The organism is Niallia sp. FSL M8-0099 (assembly GCF_038006945.1).
GTDB lineage: Bacteria > Bacillota > Bacilli > Bacillales > Cytobacillaceae > Niallia > Niallia circulans.
The window spans coordinates 1192889-1216675 of record NZ_JBBOWF010000002.1 but is presented as its reverse complement, the minus strand read 5'-3'; the positions used below and the strand labels follow the sequence as shown (position 1 = coordinate 1216675).

The following is a 23787-nucleotide window of genomic DNA, read 5'->3' as shown; positions in this document are numbered from 1 at the left end:
ACGAAAAACAGGTTGAGACATAAGTATTTCAATCAAAGATAAACCCCAGCAAGGATACCGAGTAATTCATATCCTTGCTGGGGTTTTTATTCATGTCTTCTGTATTATCCATTTGGTTCTGTTCTCTGCTAGCACCCTATAAGGCTGCTGGGTTTTCATTCAATGACACCAAATCCCTTAATTCATCTGTTGTTAACTCGGTCATCCAATTTTCGTTTTGGATAATTTGGTCATTTAGTGATTGTTTCTTTTCCAGCATCGCATCAATTTTTTCCTCTAATGTTCCTGTACAAATCAGCTTATGAACATGAACAAAACGAGTCTGGCCAATGCGGTATGCACGGTCTGTTGCCTGATTTTCTACAGCAGGATTCCACCAGCGATCATAATGAATAACATGGTTGGCAGCTGTTAAATTTAATCCTGTTCCTCCAGCCTTTAAGGAAAGGAGGAAAATCGGAAATTCTCCAGCTTGGAATTGGTCAATTAAGCGATCACGTTGTTGCTTGGACATACTGCCATTTAAGAATGGAACGTCGATGCTGAACTTTTTCTTCATCATTTCCTGAATCATATGTCCCATTTCAATATATTGTGTAAAAATAAGGCAGCTTTCACCTCTCTCTAAAATCGTATCGGTCAGTTCTGCCAATTTCTCCATTTTTACTGATCGATCAATTAAGCTAGTAGGTGCTTGCTCTTTTAAGTAAAGGGCAGGATGATTGCATAACTGCTTTAATTTACTTAACATTTGTAGGACAAGACCTTTCCGCTCGAATCCAGAGAGCTGCTCAATTTGGGCAAATGTATCGGTAACTAATTGTTCATATAAGGCAGCCTGCTCCGTCGTTAAAGGACAATATTCCTTTTGCTCCAGTTTATCAGGGAGATTCAAGGCAACCTCTTCATCCTTTTTCGTTCTTCTTAATAAGAATGGACGAATCAGTGTCTGCAATTGCTGGATTTGTTCCGGTTTATTTTCCCTTTCAATCGGAATAACAAAGCGCTTTTGAAATTGTCCGAGGCTACCTAAATAACCGTGATTAGTAAAATCAAAAATAGACCAAAGCTCATTGAGACGATTTTCCATCGGTGTTCCAGAGAGCGCAATATAATGTGCTCCCTTTAATTTTCTCACAGCTCTTGATTGCTTTGTCTGCGCATTTTTGATATTTTGGGCTTCATCGATTGCAATGGTACTCCATGTGAGTTCTTCGAAGCTTTGCTTATCGATATGTGTTAATCCATAAGAGGTTAAGACTACATCTGCTTCGTGTACTCTATTTAAAAAGGCCTCATCTTTTAAGCGATTAGCTCCATAATGGAGATATACATTTAAATCAGGTGCGAATCGCTCTAACTCCTTTTGCCAGTTGCCGAGGACAGAAGTAGGACAAATGATAAGAGCTGGTGTTGTTAGTTCTGCTTCTGTTTCTTTCACTTTTAATAAATAAGAAATAAGCTGAACTGTTTTTCCTAGTCCCATATCGTCTGCTAAAATGGCTCCAAATCCATACTTTCTTAAGAAGAGAAGCCAGCTCATCCCAAGCACTTGATAAGCACGTAAATCGCCTAAAAAGCTGTGTGGAACTTCTTCTAATGGCAGATTCTTTACTTCTTTTAATTGATGAATCATCGTTCTCCATTGTCTATTTAGGTCGATTTGGATTCTTGCAAATGTTTTCGGATTCTCTAGCTCATCATTTTGTTGTTCTTCCGCTTGCATTAACTCTTGCTCAATAATATCGCGGACATGCAAACCTTCTTTTTCAGCTTTTTTCATTAAATCCTGTATTTGCCGAATAAAAGCGGGATCTAATTTAATCCAACGACCTTTAATAAAGACAAGACGGCGTTTTTCCTCCACTAATTTATTGAATTCATCTTCAGAGAGGGTGACGCCATTCATAGAAAAGCGCCAATTATAATCCAGCATTGCCTGTAGCCCTACAAAGGATGGACGATGACTTGTACTCGAAACCTTTGCTTTCACTTTCAAGTTGGCTGACTTCATTGCTTGCCACCAAGAAGGAAGAAGAATATCCACTCCAAGGGCAAGGAATGTTTCACTAGCTTCTGATAAAAAAAGCCAAGCTTCTTCTTCTGTTAATTGATTGGTTATCCCGCTTTTTCCTTTTAGCCATGGGAAAAGCAGGAGCCAGCGCTGTTGTTCTTCCTCAATATAGGAGGTAAAGTTTAACCACTTCTTCGGCATATTACTTTCATCATGTATATCCACAACGAGATCAGGATTTTCCTTTGATCGTAAAAATATATCCAAATCCCAAGTTGTATCGATTTCAGTTGGTTCTTCCAGACGGATTCCTAGCGTGAATGGATAGTCTGTTTCTTTTAACCCCATCCATTCCTGCCATTTATCTTCAGTGAAATAAGCAGCCAGCTGCTCGGAAGGAATATTTGCATTCTTTAATGTTTGAATTCTTGCATGGAAATTTTGTTTTGTCTCTTGATGATCTTCCAAATAATGATTGAGCGAATGCTGGAACCATTGCTGGATAAAATCGTTATTTGTTTGACCTGCCAACTCATCGTGAAGTTCCATTTCCCAAAAGCTCGGATCAAATTCATCCATGATACGATTGGGCAGGGACCATTGGAAATTGCCAACCTCCCATTGGCTGAAATCCGGTATCCATTCTTTATGTTTAATAGCTTCCAAAATACTTGGGGCAGCAGCAAGACAAACCTGTGCAGTATCATTCCAATCCCAATCTACATAACGATTAAACCCTTCAGTAGCAAGCAAAGTCACCAACTGCCAGCCACTTAATAATACGCCTTCTATTTCATCAATTGTTACAGTATCTAGGATAGTTCCATAATAGCTCTCTTGATGCTGCTGAAAAAGAAGTTTTTTCCAATAATTAGGATATAGATAGCGATTCTCTATTTCTCCTGTTAAAAAAAATCCTCTATTCTCATAGTAATGAACATTTATTTTTAGATAGTTAGTTTTCAGCATGGATTAACTTTCCCTTTCTACATTCTTCATGAAAGGCTCTTAATCGTTTCGTACGTTCTAAGATAACCAATAAGAATTGCTCGAATTCGGTTTGTTTTTTCAGCTTTTTATAAAGGGTACGCAGTTTTTTTAACTGACGGACAGCGATTCGATAATGCTCTCTATTTTTCCCTTCGATATGTTCTTGAATCGAACGATGATATAAGGAAAGCAATAATGATTGATCATATTCCTGCAGCGTTTTTATTTGTTCTTTGTGAAGATGATCTAGTCCATATCCCATCATGGTAAACAGATCCATCCATTTATCAAATTGTTTCTTCTCATACAGAAAATCCTCATATTTGCGGTAGCTATATGGAAGTGTATGAATATATGCTTTTTCAAGTAAGTCTTCTTTATTCATAGCTAGGCAATAAGGGAGAATCGCTCGGATTGCCATCTGTGTAAATTCGTAGCAATAATCGTCATCATCATCTGTACATATATAATTTTTCAGTTCTTGAATAAATGCTGGTATATATAAATCCATTCTTTTCCAAGCTTTGCGACTCGATAAATAATCAATCCAATAAAGCATATACGAAGTAACTTGTGTATCAAGTGATTGAATGATTTTAAGGGCATTCTCATCTTTTTGAAGAAGGATTTCTAGATGAATCATGGCAATTTTTTCGGAAAAGCTTGGGTCGCTGTTCGCTGACAATTGTGTCAATTCATCCTGTCTCCATTTTTTCGTGGCGAAAAGATCCGTCCACATTAAGCGATAAAGCTGAATACACTCAAATGCTAATATTGGCTGGATGGTAAGAATTGCTCGTATATCATCCTTTAGACTAATTAGAAAATCGTCAAACGCAAATGGAAAGGTAAAGTTTGATAATTTATAGAGGTTATCCTCGATGCTATTCATTAAATCATGAAAAAGATGTCGATAATAGCGATTGATTGTTTGTGTATTATGATCTAGTTTTTTACTAACTATTAATAATTGTTTAAAAGTAAATACATGGGCGATAACTAAATAAAGGAGCTTCCACTCTGTTTGGAGAGGAGTAGCTGCTTTTATTTTTCGTATATAAATATAATACGTTTCCGCAATCAGATATGGTTTGTTATGATTTGTCTCCATAAGGGATTGAAAACTCTTTTCCAATGTTTCAATCCAATCTGTATAATTTGGCTCTTTGTCTTTTTTTTCCTTCAGTAAGTCACTTGCTCGCATAATACCGAGATTTTTTAACATTTCCGCATTCTCAATTGGTTTACGCCAATTTTCCAACCAAGTGGACACTTTCCCAACTTGTGCAAGTAAATAGAAAAATAGAGCGAGCTGATGGCGACAAAATCCTTCTGCGTGACAAGTACAAGAGCTCTGTTGAACATAATCCAAATCTAAAGTGGCCCTTACAGGCGTTACATCTTGGATCATTCCCGTCACCAATTCATTGGAGAACTTGACCTGATAGACAAAGCTTTGTCTGTACAGAAGCAGTCCCTTTTCCACAACCTTTTTCATTTGGGGATCATTTGCATCCAATAAATTCATTAAGTTTTCTGCGCAAAAATTCACTGGCTCCAAATACTTTTCTAGAAGCATAATGTATCCCTCCCATATTGGTAAATCGATTAATTTTGCTTAAAGATGTGCTCTAAGAAGTAGAGGCACCAAAAAAGTCCATTCTTTAATTATAACGCTTTTTGAATAGAGATGGTAGAGGACAGAAGAAGAGAAGTAAAAGAGCGTAATTGGATACTAGTTTTGAAGTAACGAATATAGGGAATGAAGAGAATAGACAATGAAAGTAGGAAAAAATATACGCAGTTTGGTAAAAGCTCGGCGCTGAATGGTGCGAGATTGGAAGATATATTAGCAAAATGGAGGAATATTTGTGCCATGGTAAGGGTATATCAGCCAAAGTAGTGGAGATATCAGCTAAAACGAGGAGTAAATCAGCCAAAGTAGTGGGGATATCAGCCAAAACAAGGAGTAAATCAGCCAAAGTAGTGGGGATATCAGCCAAAACAAGGAGTAAATCAGCCAAAGTAGTGGGTATATCAGCCAAAGTAGGGATATATCAGCCAACCCCAAAGCATACAAAAAAGACTGCCCGCTAAATAGACAGCCCTTTCTATTATTATCTGTTAATATAAACGTTTAAAACTATCAAAATGCTCTTTATAGTATGAGTTATCTAAACTTGTAACACGAACGCCGCTTGAGTCAGCGTGAATAAATTCATTGTTGCCAATATAAATACCTAAATGAGAGATACCTTGTTTGTAGGTATTTTTAAAATAGACAATATCTCCAACAGCTGGAACATCTATATAATAGCTGCGGTCATAGTAGCCTTCAGCAGAATAACGTCCAATTGATTTACCGCTTTGATTTAACACATAGTAAACAAATCCGCTGCAATCAAACCCTGCAGTAGTTGAGCCTGCCCAAACATATGGAATGCCAACTAGACTTTTAGAGACCGAAACGACTTTGGAAGCATAGGATTGTCCATTGTTTCCATTAGAAATAAGAGTCGGTTTATTAGAAGAGGGATTAGTATTTCCAGTGTTAGTTATCTTTTCAGAAGCAGTAACCTTCAATTTTTGTCCTGGGAAAATCAAATCAGAATTTAGATTATTTAATTGCTTTAGTTGGCTTACAGACATTTTATACGTAGAAGCAATTTTACTTAAAGTATCTCCGCTTTTAATCGTATAAGTTCCTGTAGAAGCAGTTGTAGTTTCCTTTACAGCTGTATTGCTGTTACTTCCAGAGTTACTAGACGGGTTGGAATTAGCATTTCCAGGTTTGGAAACATATAAAATATCACCAGGATAGATAAGCGAAGAGGATAGATTGTTCCATTGCTGTAACTCTCCTAAAGAAATAGAATGCTGATTTGCTATTTTAATAAGGGAATCTCCTGAAACAACTTTATATGTCTTGGCACTTGAGCTTGTCTTCGTAGAAGTTTTACTAGCGTTAGTTGTATTGCTGCTAGATTTTGAATCATCGCCAATAGATAATTCTTGATTGATTAAAATAAGGTCTGAGGAAAGATTATTTTGCGACTTTATGTCATTAACAGTCGTATTGAATTTCTTCGCAATCTGTCCTAAAGTATCCCCTTTTTTCACTACATAAGTACTAGCAGAGGCATTCGCTGCGAAAGTGGTTGACAGAATAGCCGTAGTTGCCAATACTGTGACTTTCTTCTTCATTTTTTATCACTCACTCCTAATGATTAAACTATAGTATATCTATCTTACCATAACCTATCAGACTATTGACCTTTTATTTTAATAAAATTGATAACGTTTTACGAAAATAGGTAATTTTTCATAGAATTTTATCATTAGGACATTAGTTGCTGGAGATGAAACTGATTGTATAAACAGGGAATAACTAACTAGGTATATATGCGGATAGCATAGAGGCGATGGAAAATGATCGTTATCCCCGCTTAAGAAAAAAGATGCCCCCAACTATTTCACGATTCGTAGGGGAGAATAGTTGGAGGACATCTTTATATAATACATATATTATGTTTGCCAGCTACGGATTTTTCCTTCGATATAATCCGTATATCGATGATCTTTTACTAATTGGAAAATCATTAGTGCATCTTGCATATAAGGAATAGCTAGGTCAAAATTCTTTTGTAATTCATAGTTATATCCGATATGATAGTGAAAGTGAGCCAGCAAATAAAGGTTATCCTGTTGTATCGCCCAATCAATCCCTTCCTTACAATAAGTAATGGATGCATCAAACATGGATTGATCTGTTAAGGATTTCGCGATATTAAAATATAATCTGCTTTTAATCGTATCATCCTTTAAATAGGGAAGCTGGTTGATCGCTTTAAATGCTTGTTCATAAATGGTCAAGGAATCATCAATAAATCCTTCTTCATAGTGAAAGATTCCTTTACTAATAAAGATTTCTATTTCTCTTTCTGTGAAGACAGTGTCAAAGGTAAGTTCAATTGCTTCATTAATAAGCTTTACTGCTCGATTAAAATCACGGTCGATTTCAAATACATAAATTGCCTTATGCCAAAGCAGCAATTGATAGTTTTTTTTATGGTGCGTAAATAAAGGATTTTTTTCTTCTGCTTTTACAATTTGTTTTATTGTATGATAATCAGTATTCCTTCTAGCTGCTTTTAATTGCCGAAAAGTTTCTTCCACATAATCTAGTCTGGGGGTCGTACCAATATCGAAGAAGTAATTTACGTCTACTCCCAATCGCCTAGAAATAAGATAAAGAGTAGAAGACAATGGAAGTACTTCTCCTTTTTCAATCTTGCTTATTTGCGCTTGTGTACAAATATTGTGAGAAAGTTCCTTTTGTGATAGTCCCATTTGCTTTCGTAATTCCTTGATTTTTTCCCCAACCGCTGAAAAATTCAATCGCTTCACTCCTACATAGAAAAGCTCACCTTTTTTTTATGATATTCCTAAAGTTATATTTTTGAAGATTTTTGCAAAAAAACAGTGCTAAATGCCTTAAAATGCCGAAATTTACTTTGAAATCAAGAATTCATCTATCTTAATAATATGATTTAATTGTTTTTACTGCAATATATTAAGAATATTTTTGCTATTTTTAGAAGTGCCCACCTACGCCTTCTAATTATTCGCATAATAAAACTTAATTGAGCATTTTTAATAGAAATTTTGAGATTTCTATTAAACCCCAATATCTGTTTTACGAGTAGTCCTTTTATCTCCAATTTTCTGCCGTTTTCTGATGAGAAAGCGGTCTTTTTTATTCGAAAAGGCAAGAATGTGAGGGAACTATAAAAAGCGCTTCTTCATTTCTTCTGTTGGAAGCATACAGGAATCCTGTTTGCCAAACCATTTATAACGATTTCTAGCAATAATTCGATAAAGAGGGTCTCTGATGAAAGGCGGGATTACTTTTAAAATAGCTAGAAGCTTCCATCCACCTGTAAGATGGCTGCAAATTTCTAAAGCGGCATCCGATTCTAAATAGTATCTATCTTCTTTTAAAAGGATAACACTATCAACCTCAGATAAATGATATTTATTCAATAGATTTCTTCCAGTTTCGCTCTGTAAGGAAGCAAAGAAAAATTGGTTATGTGGATCTCTTTTAATAATAAATTGCACACTTTTGTTGCATAAATTACAAACCCCATCAAATAACACAATCATCTATATCCCCCCTTAGTCTGTATTTTAGCAAATGGTGAAGCAAAAGTATGTTAAAAACGATCTGTAATTTTTTCAATTGGTCTTCGTAATAAAGTTATTATTTTGTCAGAAAGGTAATAATATACAGGATGCAGGAAAGAAAAAATAAAAAAATGACCATTTTGTATGTAATTCTTTTTCCGTTTTTATGAAAAAATGGTACGCTAGTAGTAGTAGATTAGAAGGGGAGATAGGAATGAAAAAGAGATGGATGCTTTTACTGATATTTGTATTGATAGCAGTGGTAACAGGGTGCAATAAGAATGATCCTACCCCAGATGAACGGCTATCACAATATATAAAACTGTGGAATGACGAAAAATTCAAAGAAATGTATGCTTTCTTATCAACAGAAGCAAAGAAAAATGTTTCGGAAGAAGAATTTGTTTCTAGATATGAAAAAATTTACAAAGACTTAAGTATTAAAGATTTAGAGATAACATATAAGAAACCTTCAGACGACGAAAAATTTGATAAAGTAGAGAAAGCAGAAATTCCATTTTCGGTTAAAATGAACAGTATGGCAGGAGAAATCAGTTTTGATAATCAGGCCACGCTTGTAAAAGAAGAGCGAGACAAAGACGAGAATTGGTATATAAATTGGGATACTACTTATATATTTTCTGAGTTAGGTCCTGATGATAAAATTTCGGTCAACACGATTCCAGCAGAACGCGGTAGTATTGTGGATAAAAATGAGAATCCGATGGCCATGAATGGAGTTATTTATGAAGTTGGGCTGGTTCCAGAACAAATGGGAGACAATCCAGATGCTGTCATAAGTAATCTAGCAAAGCTTTTGGATATTAAAAAAGAAACAATAGAGAAAGCGATCCAAGCAGATTGGGTCCAACCGAGCTTTTTTGTTCCAATAAAGAAAGTTGCCACAGGAGATCGTGCTTATTTAGATAAACTCTTTGCATTACCTGGTGTGCAGAAGCAAGATACCAAAGGAAGAATTTATCCATTTGGCGAAAGTGCTGCCCATTTAATTGGCTACATTGGCAGCATCACAGCAGAAGAGCTGGAGGAGAATAAAGGGAAGGGTTATTCAAGCACAGATGTAATTGGAAAAAGAGGCTTAGAGCAAGTGCTGGAGGAACGATTGAAAGGCACGAATGGCGAAGAAATTTCTATTAAAAAAGCCGACGGCAGTACAGTTACTTTAGCGAAAAAAGATGTGAAGAATGGTGAAAATGTAAAGTTAACAATCGATGCAGACTTGCAAAAGGAAATATATGAAAAAATGGATGGCGAAGCAGGTGCAGCTACAGCTATTAATCCGCAAACAGGGGAAACACTTGCGTTAGTCAGCAGTCCCGCATTTGATCCAAACAAGATGATTGTTGGCCTGACAACGTCTGAGAAGGAAGCATATGATAATAATAAGCTAGATCCTTTTACCAATCGCTTTAAAAATAAATATGCTCCTGGTTCTGTTATGAAGCCGCTTGTAGCAGCTGCTGCATTAACAGAGGGCGTCATTACTCCTGAACAGGAAAGAAAGATTACCACTAAGAAGTGGCAGAAGGATAAATCTTGGGGCGGTTATTATGTCACAAGAGTGCATACAAGCTCAGAGCCTGTAAATCTGGCGGATGCTTTGATATATAGTGATAATATTTACTTTGCGCAGACAGCACTTGATTTAGGTAAAGATAAGTTTGCAGCAGAACTAAAAAAATTCGGGTTTGAAGAACCGTTTACTTATGCTTACCCAATTGAAACATCCACCTATGGCAAATTAGATACAGAGCAGCTTTTAGCAGACTCAGGATATGGCCAAGGGCATGTGGAAATGAGTGTGATTCATCTTGCGACAGCATACACACCATTTGTTAACGGTGGAAATCTAATAACACCTGTATTATTAGATAGTGAAGAGAAGAGTAAGGTTTGGAAAGAAAAAATCATGGACGAATCAGTAGCCAACACCATTTCTGATGACTTACAACAGGTTATTGAAAGTCCTCACGGTACAGCACGTGCCGGAAAAATAAGCGGGAAAACATTCGCAGGAAAAACAGGTACAGCTGAATTAAAAGAAAAGCAAGGCGAAAAGGGAACAGAAAACGGCTGGTATGTTACCTATGATAAAGGCAATAAGAACCTCTTGATTGCAATGATGATGGAAAGCGTACAAGATAAAGGCAGCTCTGGATACGTTGTGAAAAAGGTAAAAGAGATAATAGAATAAAGAGAAAAGGAGTGTTCTGTGGGAATGCTCCTTTTTTTTCATAAAAGTAGACCGGAAGGATTAGGGAGGGGCAACAGGTGGGATGAAAGCTAAAAAGTAGAAGGAGTGACAGAAAAAATGCGTTCATACCCGTGATGAAAGCCAATATCCAGCTAGTCCAACAAAAACAGCATCATACTTACTCCAAAATCATTTCGCCAACACCTACACAAGCAATAAATAAAAGATCTATCCAATTCAATTTCTATTCAATTTACTCATGATTCCGTTTTTTTTTTCATACATTAGTTTAAACGGTGAAAGGAGAGAGCGGAATGAATGAGGTAGAACAAAAGGAATTGGAATATGCCATTGCAGAAATCACCGAGATTGCTACTGGATTTGGACTAGACTTTTATCCAATGAGATATGAAATTTGTCCTGCGGATATCATTTATACATTCGGTGCTTACGGAATGCCTACTCGATTTTCCCATTGGAGCTTCGGAAAGCAATTTCATAAAATGAAATTACATTATGATTTAGGCCTATCCAAAATATATGAATTAGTCATTAACTCAAATCCTTGTTATGCTTTTTTGCTTGATAGTAACTCCTTAATAAATAATAAGCTTATCGTTGCCCATGTTTTGGCACACTGTGATTTCTTTAAAAATAATGTTCGATTTCAAAATACCAAACGAGAAATGGTTGAAAGTATGGCCGCAACTGCTGATCGAATTCGTCAATATGAAATCAAATACGGGAAGCAGGAAGTGGAAACGTTTTTGGATGCGGTATTAGCCATTGATGAACATATTGACCCAAGCTTGATGAGACCTAAATTAGCTTGGTCCATGGACGATGTAGAATTTGTGGAGGAAGAGGAACCAACAAGTACACCTTATGATGAATTATGGGGATTGGACGACCGAAATAAACCAAAGAAGCCGAAGAAAAAAGTAGCCAAGAAATTCCCGCCCCAGCCAGAGAAGGATTTACTACTTTTTATTGAAAACTTCAGTCGAGAGCTTAGCGACTGGCAAAGGGATATTTTAACCATGATGCGCGAAGAAATGCTTTATTTCTGGCCACAGTTAGAAACAAAGATCATGAATGAGGGCTGGGCATCCTATTGGCATCAGCGGATTGTTCGAGAATTAGATTTAACAAGTGCGGAAGCCATTGAATTTGCAAAGCTGAATGCTGGTGTAGTACAGCCGTCTAAAACGGGCATTAACCCCTATTATCTAGGTTTAAAGATATTTGAAGATATCGAGGAACGCTATAATAATCCAACAGAAGAAATGAAGCAAAGAGGTGTTAAACCAGGATCAGGGCGAGAAAAAATGTTTGAAGTTCGGGAAATAGAATCAGATATTTCTTTTCTGAGAAACTATTTAACCAAAGATCTTGTCATGAGAGAAGATATGTATTTGTTCCAAAAGCAAGGAAGAGATTATAAAATTGTCGACAAGGCATGGGAACAAGTCCGGGATCAATTAGTGAGCATGCGCGTTAATGGGGGTTTCCCATATATTACAGTCAATGATGGTGATTATAATAAAAATGGAGAGCTGTACTTAAAGCATGGCTTCGAGGGAATTGAATTAGACTTGAAATATTTAGAAAAGGTTCTTCCGTATATTCATCAATTATGGGGAAGAGGCGTGCATATGGAGACGGTAGTAGAAGATAAACCGCTTCTTTATAGCTATGATGGAAAAGCGCTGCATCGGAAGTATTTATAGGAGAAATAGACCCACAGAGCTTTATTGAGTCCTGTGGGTTCTTCTTTTATTCATCCCAATTCCAAAAAGCTATATCATCTATACTAATTTCCTTTATCCAGCTTTCTTTTTTTAACTTGAGTATTTCTTCTGTAGGACCAGTAATAACAACCCCATAATGATTAATACCATTTTTTTTCATATAAGCAATTCGTTTATTTAATTCTAAATGACCAAAATAAAAATTCTCCGCCTTTTTTTCATACGGTTCTAGAAATGTAAGTGTTTTTAGAAACTGTTTATGCAGAATCTCCGCATCTCCTACTGTATACTCTGGCGAACTAGAGGAGCTAGATTCAATGGAAAACCAAAAGTTTCCTTCTTTTTTGGTTGAATCTGTGATCATATCATCATCATGCCAAATAGGGTTATTAGGAAAGCCAATTGGATCTATACCAAATTCGTCTCTATTCTCTACCCCTGTATCAACAGCAAACCAGATAATTTCTATATTTCTATCTTTTAAATAATCAAACACTTTATTTGTTGATAATAATTCAGAGAAGGACAAATAAACAGACGCTACAGTGCCATTCTTTACTTTTTCTAGTCGCTTCCATTCCGATGGGGATGACTCTTTTGGTAAAAAGGAAAAGGAGGCTTGTTGTTGGGAGATGACTCCCTGTGTTTTCTTTTCAGGCATTCCCATGAGTGAAAAGAAAAATTTTGTTTTATACTCCCCCGTTTTATAGATTTCATCCCCGACTTTTTTTTCAATATCTGTTGTTGTTTCCAGTCCAAAGTAAGGCTTTGTAGCTGCACTTGTTCCACTGTACTGCCCATAGGGATCTGTTACAGTAAGGGTTAAATCAATAATGTTTCGGTATACATCTGTTCTATCAGGGGTGCCCCAAGCGTAATAAACAGCAGTGAAAATGGAAGAAAGAATGGTGAAAAGAATGATTAGTCCTAATGCAGTGAGTGCTGTTTGAAATCGGGCCATCCACTTTCCTCTTCTTACTATTCTTCTTTGTTTTTTTGAATCAATCAGGAGTGGTGCGGCTTGATGATGATTGCTCATTTCTGCTTCCTCAAAAACTTGAAAATATTGCTCCATCTTTTCTAAATCTTTCTCTATTTCTGCTGCTTCCTCTTTTGAAAGTTCCCCATTTTTATATGCTTCTAACCTTTTTTTGTACTCTTCACTCACGAATTTGTTTCCCCCTCTGTCTTATTGTTTGTCTCCCTCGGAAGAGTAAAACTTTAAAGTAGGTTGGACTAACGTTCATTACCATGGCACCTTCCTCTGTTGTAAGTTCTTGGAAGTCTGCTAGTAATACGGCCATCCTTTGTTTTTCAGGCAATACTTTTAGCATGTTTATCACTCTTTGAATTTCTTCTTTTAATAAGACTGTCTCCTCTGTTCTTTGCGCGTTATCCATCTTTTCTTGAAAGAAATCATTCTCTTTGACTACTAGTCGCTTATTTTTTCGAAACTGATCGATAAAAACGTGATACGCCACCGTGAAAAGCCAGGCCTTCACATTTTTTCCTTGGAAAGTTTCCAGATAGAGATGTGCTCTGAAAAATGTCTCTTGAACTAAGTCTTCTGCAGAATGATGATTATGGCAGAGTGAAAGGAGAAAATAATAAATATCATTAAAATAAGTTTGATAAATAGAATCAATTGAATCCTTCATCTTCGCCCCCTATCACTTATAACACGTTTAATGAGATGAAAAGTTACAGTGAAAAATATTTAATCCAAAATAAAGGGAATATAACAGAAAAAAAAGAAGTCTATAGCAAGAATAAAAGAAAGGAATAGTTGAAACAATGAAACAAAAAAGGATAATCGTTACGGGATATGGCACAGTCGGGAAGGAATTTATCGAATTATTGTATCGGAAAAAAGAACTGTTCCTAAAACAATATCATACAGAATTGATGGTAACTGGAGTAGTTGGATCTGTAGGGATGGTCTATGAATCGGAAGGATTGGATTTATCTATACTGCATCAGCTCCCAACAGGTTCGATTGGGATTTCGCAATATGCTAGTATGAAAGATTTAGTGCTTGAATCTCCAGCCATTAAAGGAGATATTCTTGTAGAGTGTACTCCTACGAATATAGAAACAGGCGAACCAGCCCTTTCTTACATAAAAAAAGCGCTCGAGGCAAATATGGATATTGTATCTGTCAGTAAGGGGGCGCTTGTTCATTGCTTGCCAGAATTACTGGCCATTGCCAAAGGGAAAGGATGTCATATTAAGTATAGTGGAGCTACGGCAGCAGCGCTGCCTACATTAGATATCGGTGAATTTAGTTTGGCAGGCAGTACCATTCAATCGATAAAAGGGATTCTAAATGGAACATCCAATTTCATCCTGACAAGTATGTCAGAGGGGAACCTGACTTTTGAAAAAGCATTACAGTTAGCACAGGAAAATGGAATTGCGGAAAAAAATCCTGAGTTAGATATTAAAGGGTTGGATAGTGCATGCAAAATATTGCTGTTAGCAAATGGTTTACTTCATACGAATCTAACTTTAGAAGATGTGGATATCGATGGCATCGACAAGATTACCAAAGCAGATATACAGCGTGCCAAAATAAATAGCTGTGAGTGGAAGTTAATTGCAACAGCGAAAAAGCAACGAGATAAGTTTATCTTACAAGTAAAACCTGAAATGATTCCTCCTGAAAATCCGTTAATCCATGTAAAGGGAACAAATAAAGGAATCTTGTTTGAAACGGAAGAAATGGGAGCCATTTGCTGTGTTGGCGGTGCGTCACATCCGAGAGGCGCAGCAGCAGCAGCGATGAAAGATATGATTAATCTTATTCGGCAGGAATAAATGTAGAAGAGGATTTGCAGGAGGACTATGTATATTTGTCTATTTTTGAGCCAGTTTTTTCTGATACATGACAATATATGTATCTAGCAGTTCACTTATTTGAATGGTATTGGGATCATCTAATCCTTTTTCAATCCCATATTTAAGCAATTGTATTTTTAAAGAATCGATTGTGTCCATAAGTTCACAAACGTTTTCTATATTCATTCGAGAAAGTACCATTATCATTTAAAGCTCCTATATTTTATAGATTGCTTTATTATTTTACCAAATTAAATTGGAAAAAATAAGTACTTTTTCTATTAAATTTACAAAAATGTAGGAGAATGACTTGTTGAATAATTTTCCTTTTTTGCGAGAAGAAAAGCGATATCTAATCATTTCACCTAAAAGGGAGTCTGGAGGATACGATGATTTTTTAATGATGAAAAATCATCGTATCCTTCAGATTATTTTTCCGAAGCAAGATTAAATAAATATTCAAGGTAGGATTCTAATTCGAATTTATCTTTGTCAATAAAATCGGTCATTGCAGTATTTGTTTGTAGTTTCATCATAATCCTCTCCTTCAAAAATGGTTTTTTCTTTTCAGTAGTATTTGTCTATAATATTCCCAAACTATTAAACTTTTATACATAGTTTTTAAAAATAATTTGGAAAAAGTTTTTTTTCGGAAAATATCAGAAAGGAGAATGGTGGTAAGGAAGGGATGGTACGGCCATCTTTATGATGATTTCCCCTTTGAATTATTTTCTGTTTCTCTTCTCATCATGATAGGTATTCTTATAATAGGGGGAATTTTACTTGCTTTTTTTCGGAATAACATCCAAATGATCATTTTTTTAGTCTACTTTCTTTGTATTGTTACTTGGTTTAGAGGTGATGTATGATTATTGGATGTATAAGGATGGATGATGGGATGCTTCTTTATACTGCCGTTCCATCTGTGTTCTATTAGCTTAGTGCTTTGTTTGCTGCTTCTAATTACAAAATGGGAGTTTGTTTTTCAAGTTGTCTATTTTTTCGGCATGATTGGCGCATTGATGGCTATTTTCACACCAGAGTTATTTATAGGTTATCCCCATTTCCGCTATTTTCACTTTTTTGTTACGCACATTCTTATTATATGGACTTGTCTTTATTTTGTGCTTGTCCACCAATATAAACCGACTAAAAAGGGTTCGTTTTGTCCTAAATAGCAGTGCAGTGCTTGCGTGGATTATTAATACTTATACAGACGGTAATTATATGATTGATTATTTAGTTCATATAACATACTTGATCTTGGGACAGTCGCCTTTTTTTATTTTCTGTTTTGTTTATTTCCTTTCGATGGAAAAGGGAAAGCAAGGATAATAAAAAAGACTGCTTCTTAGTGGGGAAGAAACAGACTTTCTATTTGATTAATGATTGACTCGTTCTTTTTTTAATAGTGCTAGAAATTGCTGTTCATTAATAATTTCTATGGGTTTTCCTTTTGCTTGTAAATCATACGCTTTTTTTTCTTTAGAACTAATGCCTTCAGATCCCACAAGCTTTTGGTCTTGGTCACCGACCACCAAATAATCGGTTTTGCTGCTGACACCACTTTTAATAATGCCTCCAACATTAACCACTTGCTGCATCGCATCTTTCCGTTCTAGTGTACGCAGATCTCCAGTAAATACAAGATTTTTTTCATATAGCGGGTGATCCACATCAAAGGAATCCGTTGTTGGTGTTATTTCCGATATGGAAACGGAAGCAAATTTCTTGAATGGTTTTCTGTTGGAAAAATTAGTTGCTCTTCCAAAAGTATTTTGTGGTTTTAATTCAGAAAATTGTTTTATAGGAAGAGTTGGATAGGAAGCACAGTAATGACTTAACGAATTCTTCTTTCTCGAGTGAATACAAGCGATTACTAGCTCTGCACATGCTCGCGCATCGGAACCTGCATGATGATGTTCTTGCATAGAAATACCAAAATAAGATGTCCGATCCTTCAATGATTGCCCAATTTTTGCGCCTCTTGTTGCCCGATTGCTAATAGGAATACTGCAAATATAGGAAAAGTCTGGTTTTGCCAATTGATATTTTTCTAGACAGGCATAAAGAACACTCATATCAAACTGGGCATTATGAGCGATGATGGTATGGGAAGAAATATCTTCTTTTATTAGTTCCCATACTTCTGGAAAACTCTTTGCATTCTCAACATCTTTTTCTGTTATTCCATGAACCGCTACAAACTTTGGATCAAATGATAGACTTGGCGGCTTTATTAAAAAATATTGTTCTTTTATTATCGCGTTATTTTCTACATATGCTAATCCAATGGAACAGGCGCTTGCCATATCAGCATTCGCAATTTCAAAATCGATAGCAATAAAATCCACTGTTTATACGCTCCTTCTTTTTTCTAATAGTATATCATGTTCGCTCCTTTCTTTAGAGAAATTAGCTAACAAGAAGATATTGGAACCACAGGGAAGTTATTCTTAAATAATATTGTAATAGATTTGTAATCGAATTTCTATCAAGCTGTAACCTAATTATCTGAATAATATGAGAAGATAGATTTTGTTGATAGAAGGAAGCCTTGGGAATAATATTTTAGGTAAATGAGGTCACTACATGAAAAAAGTTCTTGTTATGTCATTCCTGTCATTTGGTTTGTTATATTCCGGCATATTTACTGCACCTGAGGCAAGTGCTGCTTCAAAGAAATCAGTTGTTACTGTTGCGAAAAATTACATTGGAACACCATATAAATACGGAGGAACGTCTCCAAAAGGTTTTGACTGCTCCGGTTTTGTCGGTTATAGCTACAAAAAGGTCGGCAAATCACTGCCACGAACAACCGCAAGCATATACAAAAAAGGGAAAAAAGTTAAGAAAGCAAACTTGCAAAAAGGGGATTTAATCTTCTTTGAAACATATAAAAAAGGTGCCTCTCATGTCGGCATATACATAGGAAGTAATCAGTTTATCCATAGTTCCTCCTCCAAAGGAGTAAAAGTGGACAAGCTATCTAACTCTTATTGGAAAACAAAATATTATGGTGCAAAAAGAATTTAACCCTTTCTTAGAAAGGGTTTTTCTGTTTGCTGAATGGATTTACATTCATTTTAATAGAGTTTGCTTTTCAGCTTTGCTAGTATTTAAAGAATTTACGAAATAAACTGAAAAAAATACCCCCAACATATTCCAAAAAGACCAATTTTTCTATATCATTAAGAGTAAAATGAGCAACTGGAAAGAATTTGGGGGAGTATTATGAGTGCAGCAATGAAATTTGCATTATCGATGGCCATATTTGGTTCGGTTGGCTATTTTTCTGCCAAAACAAATTTGCCATCAATCGAACTTGTATTTATTCGATGCATTTGTGCATGTGTCGTATTAAGTTTGGTGTATTTATTTTCAAATAAGAAAAAAGAAGCGGTGGAGAAAAAGGAGATTGGCTTTAGTGTCCTGTGTGGTGTGTTTCTCGTTGTTAACTGGGTCTTCTTCTTTCGTTCCTTTGAGCATATGTCCGTAACGGTTGCCGTTTCGATCTATCATTTGGCACCGGTTCTAGTTGTGTTACTGGGAAGTTTTCTTTATCGGGAAAAGATCACTTTAAAAGTAATGCTGACGGTTATTACATGTTTTATCGGAACATTATTAGTTGGGGGAATGCAAGATTATCTGTCTTTAGAAAGTCTTATGTCAGCTGGATTGCCGTGGGCATTTGGAGCAGCCTTATTTTATGCATTAACCACTTTGATGGGCAAGAAAATTTCAAAATTAAATCCTATATTAACAACCATTATCCAAACAGGAGTCGGGGTTCTCATGCTATTGCCGCTTGTCCAATGGGATTATTTTAGCCAGTTAACGGGCGAAAATTGGTTTTATATTTTATTAACTGGGATCGTCCATACAGGGTTTGTGTATTATTTGTTTTTTAGCAGCTTGCCAAAGCTGTCTTCTGGGACAATTGCAATCCTAGTATTTATCGATCCAGCAGTTGCGATTTTTATGGATATTGTCTTAACAGCATATCGTCCTGATTTTCTGCAGATTATTGGTATCTTACTTATCTTCTGGGGACAAGCTCATGCTGCTTTGAAGCGAAAGGTAAGTGAATCAGGGAATTAGCCCATAAAAGAGGAATGGAAAAGATCCATTCCTTTGATTTTCTTATACTTTTGGAAAATGTAATTCATAAACTGGCTTTTTAAAATATGGCGGTCTTATCGTTATTTTTGGCATTGTCCATTTATGGTTGATATAGGTCATATACACAGTTTCATTAGAATGCTTTTGCAGTAATAATTTTACCTTCGGGTTAAATTCATATCTCATCTTTACCCCTCCTTCATTTCTTCTTTTAATGTATTCACTTCCAACAAAAGAGAGTTAGTCCCAAAAAGATAATTAGGCACCAAATACTGAATGCCACATAGGATATGTTACGACTATGAGGAGGGATCAGTATGTCTATTTATGTAAATGATCCGAGAGATCCGATGTATCAAGTGCCAGAAACATTTTATGAATTAGTAGAAACAAGAAATCATCAATCAGATAAGCTTATGGAATTAAAGGAAGTCCAAGACCTTTTTATTGCCAATAAACAGACAGAACCATATCCGCTTTATCCGAACTACGGAAGAATCACGAAGTATGAGGAAATACCGATTAATTTTCCAGAAAATAGACAGCTTCGTCAGCCAGGACTTGAAAGTTATATGGTGCCAAAGCCAATTATTGAAAATGACCACTACATAGGAAGTGGAAAGCTGAAAGGGAAAGTGGCTCTCATAACAGGAGGAGATAGTGGTATTGGTGCGGCCGTTGCGATTGCCTTTGCAAAGGAAGGGGCAGATGTAGCAATAGCCTATTTAGATGAGCATGAGGATGCGAATCGTACGAAAAAAAGAATTGAGGAGTTAGGGCAGCAATGTCTGTTATTACCAGGAGACTTGCGCAAGAAAAAACAGTGTATAGATATTGTGGAGAAAACAGTTAAGGTATTCGGAGAATTAGATATCCTTTGTAACCATGTCGGCATTCAATTTCAACAGACAAGATTAACAGATATTACGGATGAACAATTTGATAATACTTTTAAGGTTAATATTTATTCGCATTTTTATACGACAAGAGCAGCTCTTCCACATTTAAAGCCAGGCAGCAGCATTATTAACACTGCTTCCGTTGTTGCATATGCTGGGGAACCTCTGTTAATTGACTATGTTGCCACAAAAGCAGCAAATGTAGGTTTCACTCGTGCTCTTGCCAGAAGTGTTGTCAAAGACGGCATTCGAGTAAATGCAGTAGCGCCAGGGCGAATTTGGACACCATTAATTCCGGCGAGCTTCTCCTCTGATCAAGTAGCTATCTTTGGTTCAGAGAATCCAATGCAAAGAGCGGCCCAACCATTTGAATTAGCACCGACCTTTGTATATTTAGCTTCTGATGATTCTCGATTTGTAACAGGGCAAGTTCTGCACGTAAATGGAGGCGAAGTAGTAAGCTCCTAAAGTGAGAGAATAGAAAAATGGGCTAGCAGCTAGCCCATTTTTATTTTATTCGCTAAACAGTTTTACAAACTTTCTTTTCCCTACTTGAATAATCAATTCCTTATTGATTGAAACTTCAAGGTCCATTTCTTCGACTTTTTCTCCATTGATGCGTATACCACCGTTTTGTATCATCCGTCTTGCTTCACTTTTCGAGGTTAATAGATGTAAGTCTACTAATAGCTGAACAAGCGATTCAGGATTTTTTCCAGTCCACTTAACGGTTGGAATATCCTCTGGTAAGGAGCCTTTTTGAAAAATTGTAATAAATTGCTGTTCTGCCTTTTCGGCTGCTTCTTTGCCATGGTACATCCGGACGATTGTTCTTGCAAGCAGCATTTTAGCATCCCGAGGATGAAGAAATCCTGTATGCAATTCTTTTTTTATTTGCGTGATTTCAGCAGGCTCAAGATCAGTAATAAGCTCAAAGTATTTGCTCATTAGTGGATCAGGGATGGACATCGCTTTGCCATACATTTCATTGGGATTCTCATCAATGCCAATGTAGTTATGCTTTGACTTAGACATTTTTTCAACCCCGTCTAACCCCTCTAAAAGAGGCATTAATATAGCAATCTGCTTTTCTTTTCCAAACTTCTCTTGGTAGTGGCGGCCCATGAGAATGTTAAAATGCTGATCTGTTCCACCAAGCTCAATATCTGCCTCTAACATAACAGAATCATACCCTTGCATTAATGGATAAAAAAACTCATGCAAGGAAATTGATTTTCCGTATGCTAATCGCTCTTCAAAATCATCTCGTTCTAGTAAGCGGGCAACAGTTATTTTTCCAGCAAGTCCTATAACATCTTCGAAAGAAAGGGAAGAGAGCCATTTAGAGTTGTAATGAAGCTCAACCTTTTCCATGTCTAATACTTTTCCGAATTGCTCAAAATAAGTTTTTGCATTCTCCTTCACTTCTTCATCTGTCAGTTGTTTTCTAGCAGAAGATTTTCCAGTTGGATCACCGATTTTCCCAGTGAAATCTCCGATAATCAATTGAATGGTATGCCCATTTTCTTGAAATTGGCGCAATTTATTCAGTACAACAGTATGGCCAAGGTGAACATCTGGCGCAGATGGGTCAAGACCAAGCTTTACTTTTAGCGGCGTATTGGTCACAAGGGATTTTGCAATTTTTTCTGCGAGTTCTTCTGTTGGAATGATGTCTTGTACGCCTTGGCGATAGATATCTAGCTGCCTCTTCATTTCTTTTTCTTGGTCGCTCGTTAACTGTTCAATAAATGGACTCATCTTTTTTCTCCTTTCGTTAAATGAATGATTAATAAACAAAAAACCACGCCCCTAAAAAAAGGGACGTGGTTGCTTGTAAGCACGTGGTACCACCCTAATTGAAGAATATAATTAATTATACTCTTCCACTCATTATGGGTAACGGCTCATCCGTTCTTTGCTAATCGAATCAAATTCTTTCACAAAGAATGCTCCTGGAGGTAATTCGCGTCTATTTTTGTGTCAATTTGCACCGGCCATTGACTCTCTAAGAACAGGGAAATAGGCACTACTCATTCCAATCAAAGCATGTATATTTAAGAGATATATTTAGTAAAATTTGAAGTTAGCGCTAACTTGATAAAGATACTAACAGATAAAATTTGCAAATACAAGAGGTTATGTTGATTTTGTGTTTAAAAAATTTTTCATTTTAGATCCCTTGACCTTTTGAAAAGTATATTTTACTATATATGTAATATTAATGAGCGATGAGGAAGAAGAGTAGGCAGTTGAAAGGTTTAAGAGAGCTGATGGTTGGTGCGAATCAGTACGGATTGATTGTTGAATGGGCTTCGGAGCTTCAAGGCTGAACCAATAGTAGGCTGCGCGGAAACGTCTTACCGTTAAAAAAGACAAAGTATAAGAAACGGCTATGTTTCTGTACGGATAAGTGCGTTTATCGGATATAAACGAATGAAGGTGGCACCACGGGTTACTCGTCCTTTTTTAGGATGAGTAGCCCTTTTTGTGTTTTATCCGATGCTTATCGTCCCGTTGACGGAGGTTTCGCTTAAGAAAAGGGAGGATTATCAAATGGAGCAAATTGTCTTAACAGGTATTAAGCCAACAGGGCAGATTCATTTAGGAAACTATATAGGAGCGATTAAACCCGCTTTGAAGCTAGCAGAAAATAGCGATTATCAAGCTGCTTATTTTATTGCCGATTATCATGGTTTAACAAAAATTCACGATCGGGAAGAATTTCGAACATTAACATATGGAGTAGCAGCAACATGGTTAGCACTTGGATTGGATCCAGAAAAAACAATCTTTTATCGTCAATCGAATGTGCCCGAAATTTTTGAACTGAATTGGATATTAGCTTGCTTTTCGCCAAAGGGATTGATGAACCGAGCACATGCTTATAAAGGAATAGTTGATAGCAATAAACAAGCAGGGAAAGAGGTAGATAATGGGGTAAATATGGGATTATTTACGTACCCAATCTTGATGGCAGCTGATATTCTTGCATTTCAAGCAAATATGGTACCAGTCGGAAAAGATCAAATACAACATGTGGAAATTGCCCGCGATATTGCGGAAAGCTTTAATCACCAATATGGAGAGATATTTGTACTACCAGAATATATCGTAGATGAAGAAACAAGCATCTTGCCTGGCCTAGACGGTCGAAAAATGAGCAAAAGCTACCATAACACAATTCCGCTTTTTGAAGAACCGGCAAAGCTACAAAAGCTGATTAATAAAATCAAAACAGACTCGCTTCCGCCAGAAGCGCCGAAAGATACAGAATCGTCTATTCTATTCACGCTGTATAAGGAATTTGCTAGTGTCGAAGAAATAGCACAGATGCACAAAAAGTACGAAAGCGGAATCGGATGGGGTGAAGTGAAAAAAGAATTATTTGCTGTGATGAATCGATTCTTAGAAGAACCAAGAAAGAAATATCAGGAGTTAATGGCAAATCCGGAAAAAATAGATCTCATTCTCCAAAATGGAGCAGAAAAAGCGAGAGCACGAACATTGCCATTTTTACAGGAAGTAAGAAAGCAGATCGGCGTGCTGCGCTGAGTGGAGAGCCGCAAGCAAAGTGAGGAGAGGAGCAAGTATAAGAGCCAGAGTCGCAAACAAAAGTATCAATAAGTTTTACTGTGAACTTAAATGGTCGCTCATTTGTGAAAAAAGGAGATTCTTTTCACTTTTCATCTCCCTTTTCTTTATTTTGAATAAACTGCCATCTAATTGTAAACATTATAGGTAAAATAAAAAACACTAAGAGGTGTAGTA

General features: G+C 36.4%; 20 protein-coding genes and 2 other annotated features. Of the genes, 9 read left to right on the top strand and 11 right to left on the bottom strand.

What is annotated here, in order from left to right:
* Positions 1–136: 136 nt before the first annotated feature.
* Together NSQ92_RS20545 and NSQ92_RS20540 are read right to left on the bottom strand one after the other, a co-directional pair.
* Positions 137–2983, bottom strand: coding sequence for a DEAD/DEAH box helicase (locus NSQ92_RS20545; protein ID WP_047942692.1), 2847 nt, complete (start codon positions 2981–2983; stop codon positions 137–139).
* Positions 2970–4583: an SWIM zinc finger family protein gene (locus tag NSQ92_RS20540; protein ID WP_341153181.1), complete on the bottom strand. Its 1614-nt coding sequence runs from the start codon at positions 4581–4583 to the stop codon at positions 2970–2972. The genes NSQ92_RS20545 and NSQ92_RS20540 overlap by 14 nt, the downstream gene beginning before the upstream one ends.
* A gap of 290 nt (positions 4584–4873) precedes the next feature.
* On the opposite strand from NSQ92_RS20540, the gene NSQ92_RS20535 reads away from it, so the two are divergent.
* Positions 4874–5101, top strand: coding sequence for a hypothetical protein (locus NSQ92_RS20535; protein ID WP_341153180.1), 228 nt, complete (start codon positions 4874–4876; stop codon positions 5099–5101).
* A gap of 27 nt (positions 5102–5128) precedes the next feature.
* Here NSQ92_RS20535 and NSQ92_RS20530 read toward each other — a convergent pair whose 3' ends face one another.
* From NSQ92_RS20530 to NSQ92_RS20520, 3 genes are all read right to left on the bottom strand, one after another.
* Positions 5129–6208, bottom strand: a complete 1080-nt coding sequence (locus NSQ92_RS20530; RefSeq protein ID WP_047942685.1) for a C40 family peptidase — start codon at positions 6206–6208, stop codon at positions 5129–5131.
* Between the two features lie 321 nt (positions 6209–6529).
* Positions 6530–7402, bottom strand: coding sequence for a helix-turn-helix domain-containing protein (locus NSQ92_RS20525; RefSeq protein WP_053215703.1), 873 nt, complete (start codon positions 7400–7402; stop codon positions 6530–6532).
* Positions 7403–7789: 387 nt separating this feature from the next.
* On the bottom strand, positions 7790–8170 hold the full coding sequence (locus tag NSQ92_RS20520; protein WP_061800821.1) for a thiol-disulfide oxidoreductase DCC family protein: 381 nt from the start codon (positions 8168–8170) through the stop codon (positions 7790–7792).
* A 235-nt stretch (positions 8171–8405) separates the two neighbouring features.
* Between NSQ92_RS20520 and NSQ92_RS20515 the strand changes: the two genes are divergently transcribed.
* Together NSQ92_RS20515 and NSQ92_RS20510 are read left to right on the top strand one after the other, a co-directional pair.
* Positions 8406–10406 carry a penicillin-binding transpeptidase domain-containing protein gene (locus NSQ92_RS20515; RefSeq protein ID WP_047942683.1) on the top strand — a complete coding sequence of 667 codons (2001 nt, stop codon included), beginning with the start codon at positions 8406–8408 and terminating at the stop codon, positions 10404–10406.
* Positions 10407–10720: 314 nt separating this feature from the next.
* On the top strand, positions 10721–12136 hold the full coding sequence (locus NSQ92_RS20510) for a SpoVR family protein (protein WP_047942681.1): 1416 nt from the start codon (positions 10721–10723) through the stop codon (positions 12134–12136).
* A 46-nt stretch (positions 12137–12182) separates the two neighbouring features.
* Here NSQ92_RS20510 and NSQ92_RS20505 read toward each other — a convergent pair whose 3' ends face one another.
* Positions 12183–13325, bottom strand: coding sequence for an anti-sigma factor (locus NSQ92_RS20505; RefSeq protein WP_341133420.1), 1143 nt, complete (start codon positions 13323–13325; stop codon positions 12183–12185).
* Complete coding sequence (locus NSQ92_RS20500) at positions 13318–13815, bottom strand: sigma-70 family RNA polymerase sigma factor (protein WP_341133421.1); 498 nt, start codon at positions 13813–13815, stop codon at positions 13318–13320. The genes NSQ92_RS20505 and NSQ92_RS20500 overlap by 8 nt, the downstream gene beginning before the upstream one ends.
* A 136-nt stretch (positions 13816–13951) precedes the next feature.
* Between NSQ92_RS20500 and NSQ92_RS20495 the strand changes: the two genes are divergently transcribed.
* Positions 13952–14974, top strand: a complete 1023-nt coding sequence (locus NSQ92_RS20495; RefSeq protein WP_047942677.1) for a homoserine dehydrogenase — start codon at positions 13952–13954, stop codon at positions 14972–14974.
* A gap of 39 nt (positions 14975–15013) precedes the next feature.
* Here NSQ92_RS20495 and NSQ92_RS20490 read toward each other — a convergent pair whose 3' ends face one another.
* Positions 15014–15202, bottom strand: coding sequence for an aspartyl-phosphate phosphatase Spo0E family protein (locus NSQ92_RS20490; RefSeq protein WP_047942675.1), 189 nt, complete (start codon positions 15200–15202; stop codon positions 15014–15016).
* Between the two features lie 683 nt (positions 15203–15885).
* Between NSQ92_RS20490 and NSQ92_RS20485 the strand changes: the two genes are divergently transcribed.
* Positions 15886–16173, top strand: coding sequence for a TMEM164-related integral membrane acyltransferase (locus tag NSQ92_RS20485; RefSeq protein ID WP_082810100.1), 288 nt, complete (start codon positions 15886–15888; stop codon positions 16171–16173).
* Positions 16174–16377: 204 nt separating this feature from the next.
* Here NSQ92_RS20485 and NSQ92_RS20480 read toward each other — a convergent pair whose 3' ends face one another.
* Positions 16378–17349, bottom strand: a complete 972-nt coding sequence (locus NSQ92_RS20480) for an exonuclease domain-containing protein (RefSeq protein ID WP_095258202.1) — start codon at positions 17347–17349, stop codon at positions 16378–16380.
* A gap of 238 nt (positions 17350–17587) precedes the next feature.
* On the opposite strand from NSQ92_RS20480, the gene NSQ92_RS20475 reads away from it, so the two are divergent.
* Together NSQ92_RS20475 and NSQ92_RS20470 are read left to right on the top strand one after the other, a co-directional pair.
* Positions 17588–18031 carry a C40 family peptidase gene (locus tag NSQ92_RS20475; RefSeq protein ID WP_341133422.1) on the top strand — a complete coding sequence of 148 codons (444 nt, stop codon included), beginning with the start codon at positions 17588–17590 and terminating at the stop codon, positions 18029–18031.
* Positions 18032–18229: 198 nt separating this feature from the next.
* Positions 18230–19096, top strand: a complete 867-nt coding sequence (locus NSQ92_RS20470) for a DMT family transporter (RefSeq protein WP_047942669.1) — start codon at positions 18230–18232, stop codon at positions 19094–19096.
* Between the two features lie 42 nt (positions 19097–19138).
* Here the strand turns inward: NSQ92_RS20470 and NSQ92_RS20465 are convergent, their stop codons facing one another.
* Positions 19139–19303, bottom strand: coding sequence for a hypothetical protein (locus tag NSQ92_RS20465; protein WP_162837582.1), 165 nt, complete (start codon positions 19301–19303; stop codon positions 19139–19141).
* Between the two features lie 230 nt (positions 19304–19533).
* Here NSQ92_RS20465 and NSQ92_RS20460 point away from each other — a divergent pair, with 230 nt between their 5' ends.
* Positions 19534–20484 (top strand): SDR family oxidoreductase, encoded by a 951-nt coding sequence (locus NSQ92_RS20460; protein ID WP_341133444.1) that lies wholly within the window; start codon positions 19534–19536, stop codon positions 20482–20484.
* Positions 20485–20529: 45 nt separating this feature from the next.
* Here the strand turns inward: NSQ92_RS20460 and tyrS are convergent, their stop codons facing one another.
* On the bottom strand, positions 20530–21777 hold the full coding sequence (gene tyrS / locus NSQ92_RS20455) for a tyrosine--tRNA ligase (protein WP_095322827.1): 1248 nt from the start codon (positions 21775–21777) through the stop codon (positions 20530–20532).
* A gap of 56 nt (positions 21778–21833) precedes the next feature.
* Positions 21834–22071: a binding site (T-box leader), on the bottom strand.
* Positions 22072–22238: 167 nt separating this feature from the next.
* Positions 22239–22486: a binding site (T-box leader), on the top strand.
* An 86-nt stretch (positions 22487–22572) separates the two neighbouring features.
* On the opposite strand from tyrS, the gene NSQ92_RS20450 reads away from it, so the two are divergent.
* Positions 22573–23571, top strand: a complete 999-nt coding sequence (locus NSQ92_RS20450; RefSeq protein WP_341153179.1) for a tryptophan--tRNA ligase — start codon at positions 22573–22575, stop codon at positions 23569–23571.
* Positions 23572–23787: the final 216 nt, after the last annotated feature.